Below are 4,158 nucleotides of genomic sequence, written 5' to 3' on the forward strand. Positions count from 1 at the left end.
CTGTACGAGGCGCGGGGCATTTTGCCCATCGAACCGGCGGAGGGCGTCGCGGCCTGCGCGGCTTTGCTATCGGGCGGCGGGCGGCAACTGGTGGTCGGGCGGGTGGATGCTTCCCACTGGGAATTCCAAGGTTTGCAAGCCATGCCCGCCCCGCTGCCGACGGATTATGCCGAAGCCGTCCAAGCGGCCCGCATCGAAGCGCCCGGCGCGGCGTTGAACGGCTTGGGCCAGGGGCTCGATGCCTTGGATGGCTACGGGGCGCGGCGCTTGTGGGTCGAATTGGGCGGAACCGACGGCTGGCCGGAGGTGGCCGACGACGCCGAACTCCGCGCCCGTTTCGGTGTGGCGGACAATCAGGCGCGCTGGTTCGCGGCGGCGCTGGCGATTCTGGCCGAGTCCGGTTTCCTGCGCCGTGAGGGCGTTGTCTGGCGGGTCACGGCAACCGGGGAAACCGATGCCGCCGGGCTACGGATGGCGCGGGACGAATTGGCCCAGCGCCATCCGGTGCTGCATCCCCATCTGGCCTTGCTGGACCATTGCGCGACCCACTGGCGGGCGGTGCTGCGGGGCGAGCGTCCCGGCGTGGACGCGATGTTTCCCGATGGCTCACCCGCTCTGCTGGAACCCTTGTACCGGGGCAATCCTTGGGCGGATTTCCTTAATCGGCGGGCGGCGATGGCGGTGCGGGCCTATCTGCGGGCGCGGCGGGACGTGGGCAGCTTGCGCGTTCTCGAAATCGGCGCGGGCACCGGCGGAACCAGCCTGCCCGTGCTGGAAGCCCTGGCCGAGGCGGGCCTTGGCAATCTGGAATACCTCTTCACCGATGTCACCCAGCATTTCACCGGCCAAGCGGCGCGGGTGTTCGGGCCGCGCTTCCCGTTCCTGCGCTGCCGGGCGCTGGACATCGAGCGCCCGCCGGAAGATCAAGGCTACGCCGCCGCCAGTTGCGATGTGGTGATCGCCGCCAATGTCCTGCACGCCACCCGCGACCTCGCCGCCACGCTGCGGCGGGTGCGCGGCCTGTTGAAGCCGGGCGGGCTGCTGGTCCTGAATGAATTGACCCGGGTGCAGGCGTTCATGGCCCTGAGCTTCGGCCTGTTGGAGGGCTGGTGGCTGGCCGACGACAGGGGGCGGCGGCTCGCCCATGCGCCCTTGGTGGGGGCGGCGGGCTGGCGGCGCTTGCTGAACGGCGTGGGCTTCCCCGCCGTGACCGCGCTGGACGGGCCGGGCGCGGACCCGCTGCGCGGCACGCCGCAAAGCATCATCCTGGCCTTGGCGGGTGGGCCAGCCTTGGCCGCTGCCTCGGCCCCGGTGCCGTCGCTGGTTTCCGAGGCCGCGCCGGTTGAACCGGCCAGCCCGGCGGCGGCGCGGATTCCGGCGGAAGTTAGCTTGCCGACCTTCCTGCTGGGCGAAATCAGCGCGGTGCTGGCCGGGTTGTTGGACTTGGCGGGCCGGACGCCGGAGCCGGGGCGGCCCTTCGTCGAATTCGGGGTGGATTCGCTGCTGGCGGTGGAAGTCATCCGCGCCCTCAACGCCCGCCTGGGTATCAGCCTGCGTAAGACCGATTTGTTCAACCATCCCACGCCGGGCGAACTGGCGGGGCATATCGCGGCGAATTTTTCCGCCCCCTGTCCAGCGGGAGAGGGACTGAAAGCCCATCGCTCCAATCAGAATACCCATCCTCGCGCCATCGCCAGCACCGACATCGCCGTCATCGGCATGGCCGGACGATTCCCGGACGCCGACGATTTGGACGAGCTATGGCGCAACCTCGCCGCCGGCCACGACGCCGTGCGCGAGGTGCCCAAGGAGCGCTGGGACGTGGCGCCGCTGTTCGACCCGAACCCAGGCCGTCCCGACCGCATCTATAGCCGCTGGGGCGGTTTCATGCGGGATGTGGCCTCCTTCGACCCGCTGTTCTTCAATCTCACGCCCCGCGAGGCCGAGACCATGGACCCGCAGCAGCGCTTGTTCCTGATGGAAGCCTGGAAGGCGCTGGAAAACGCGGGCTATTCCCGGCGGCGGCTGGAAGGGCGGCGTTGCGGCGTGTTCGTGGGGGCCGCTCAGGGCGATTATCTGAACCTGCTGCGGGCGGCGGGCCGGTTCACCGACAGCCATGGCTCCATCGGCAATTCCTGCGCCATCCTCCCGGCGCGGGTGGCCTATTTCCTCAATCTCAAGGGGCCGTGTTTCGCCTTGGACACCGGCTGTTCCTCGGCCCTGGTCGCGGTGCATACGGCCTGCCAGAGCATTCTGTCCGGCGAGAGCGAGATGGCCTTGGCGGGCGGCGTCAGCGCCATCAACACGCCCGACTGGCATTTGTTCTTCTGCCGTTCCGGGATGACCTCGCCCACCGGGCGCTGCCATACCTTCGACGACTCCGCCGACGGCTTCGTCCCGGCGGAGGGCGTGGGCGTGGTGTTGCTCAAGCGGCTGGACCGGGCGCTGGCCGACGGCGACGTGATTCACGGGGTCATCAAGGCCACGGGGATCAACCAGGACGGGGCCAGCAATGGACTCACCGCGCCCAGCGCCACCGCCCAGACCGCCTTGCTGCGCGAGGTTCACCAACGGGCGGGCATCGCGCCGGACAGCTTGGACTACATCGAGACCCACGGCACCGGCACCAAATTGGGCGACCCCATCGAGTTGGAAGCCTTGCAGGACGCCTTCGGCGGGGCCGCTCGGCGGGGAGGCTGCGCCATTGGTTCGGTCAAGACCAACATCGGCCACACCATGGCGACGGCGGGCGTCGCCGGGTTGCTCAAGATGCTGCTGGCCCTGCGCCACCGGGCCTTCCCGCCCTCCCTGCATTTCGAGACGCCGAACCGGCACATCGACTTCGATACCAGCCCGTTCTACGTGAACACCGCCTTGCGCGATTGGCCCGCCCCGGCGGATCGGCCCCGCCGGGCGGCGGTCAGCGCGTTCGGGTTCAGCGGCACCAACGCCCATCTGGTGCTTGAGGAAGCGCCGCCCGCCCCGGAAGCCGTCCATGCCTTGGGCTGGCCTTGGCAACTCGTCACCCTGTCCGCCCTCACCGAGGAAGCCTTGTTGACCCGCTGCGCCGAGTTGCGCCGCTGGCTGGAAACCGCCGGGCCGGAGGCCGAATTCGACGCCATCGTGTACACCCTCAATGCCGGGCGGAGCAGCCTGCCGGTGCGGCTGGCTTTCGTGGTGCGGGACCGCGCCGAATTGGCCCGCCGCCTCGCCGCTGTCCCGGATGGCGCGGACCCGGCGCTATTCCGTAGCGATGGCCCCGTGCCCGCCAGCCCTGATCCCGTATGGGCGGAACAGGCGGCGGCACACCGCCGCATGGTGTGGGCCGATGGCGCGGCGGATGAGGCGCGTCGCCGGGAAGCCCTCACGGCGCTGGCCCGGCTGTATGTGGCGGGTTGGGAACCGGATTGGGAGGCCTTCTATGGCGATTTTCAACCGCGCCGGGTGTCCTTGCCGACCTATCCCTTCGCCCGTGAGCGCTATTGGGTGGACGCGCCCGCCTCTTCGCCCTCGCGCTCACTGGGAGACCTGTCCAGAGCGAAGTCGAAGGGGGGCTGGGGTGAGGGGGGATCAAAAGGCGCTGCCGAGCTTATCCCCGCAACCCATCCCTTCTTGGGCCAGGGCGGCGCGGACAACGGCGGCTATGCCTTCCGCGCCAAGTTCCGACGGGATGATGTCTACTTCCGCGACCATGTGGGCGGCGGGCAGGTGTTGATCCCCGCCGCCGCCCAAATGGAGATGGCCCGCGCCGCCGGGGAAGCTTTGCTGGGCGCGGGCAAGCCCTTGAGCCTGTCCCGCCTGACTTGGCAAAAGCCCCTGATTCCCGGCGATGAACCCCTGTCGGTGAAGCTCAAGTTGCACGGCGAAACCGGCGGGCGGTTGCGCTTCGAGTTGGGCGCTGGCGAGGGCGCGGCCTGGGTGGCCCATTCCGAAGGCGTCGTGTCCGAAGCACCCGAACCCGCCGCCGAAGCGCCCTTGGACATCCAAACTTTGTGGCGCACCGCCTCGCGCCATTACGACCGCGCCGAGGTGTACGCCCTGTTCCGCCGCGCTGGCTGGGAATATGGGCCGACCTACCAAACCATCCGGCGCTTGGGTGTGGGGCCGGATTATTGCCTAGCCGAACTGGCCCGCCCCGCCACGGACGCGCCGCGCCTG

At 69.5% G+C, this 4,158-nt stretch carries 1 protein-coding gene; it reads left to right on the forward strand.

Features of this window, described 5'->3' with window-relative positions; all coding sequences use genetic code 11:
* Nucleotides 1–4,158: beta-ketoacyl synthase N-terminal-like domain-containing protein (locus ACXWUF_RS19585; protein WP_458503357.1), on the forward strand; the 4,158-nt coding region annotated here is incomplete at both ends.

It is taken from the genome of Methylomagnum sp. (assembly GCF_054333355.1).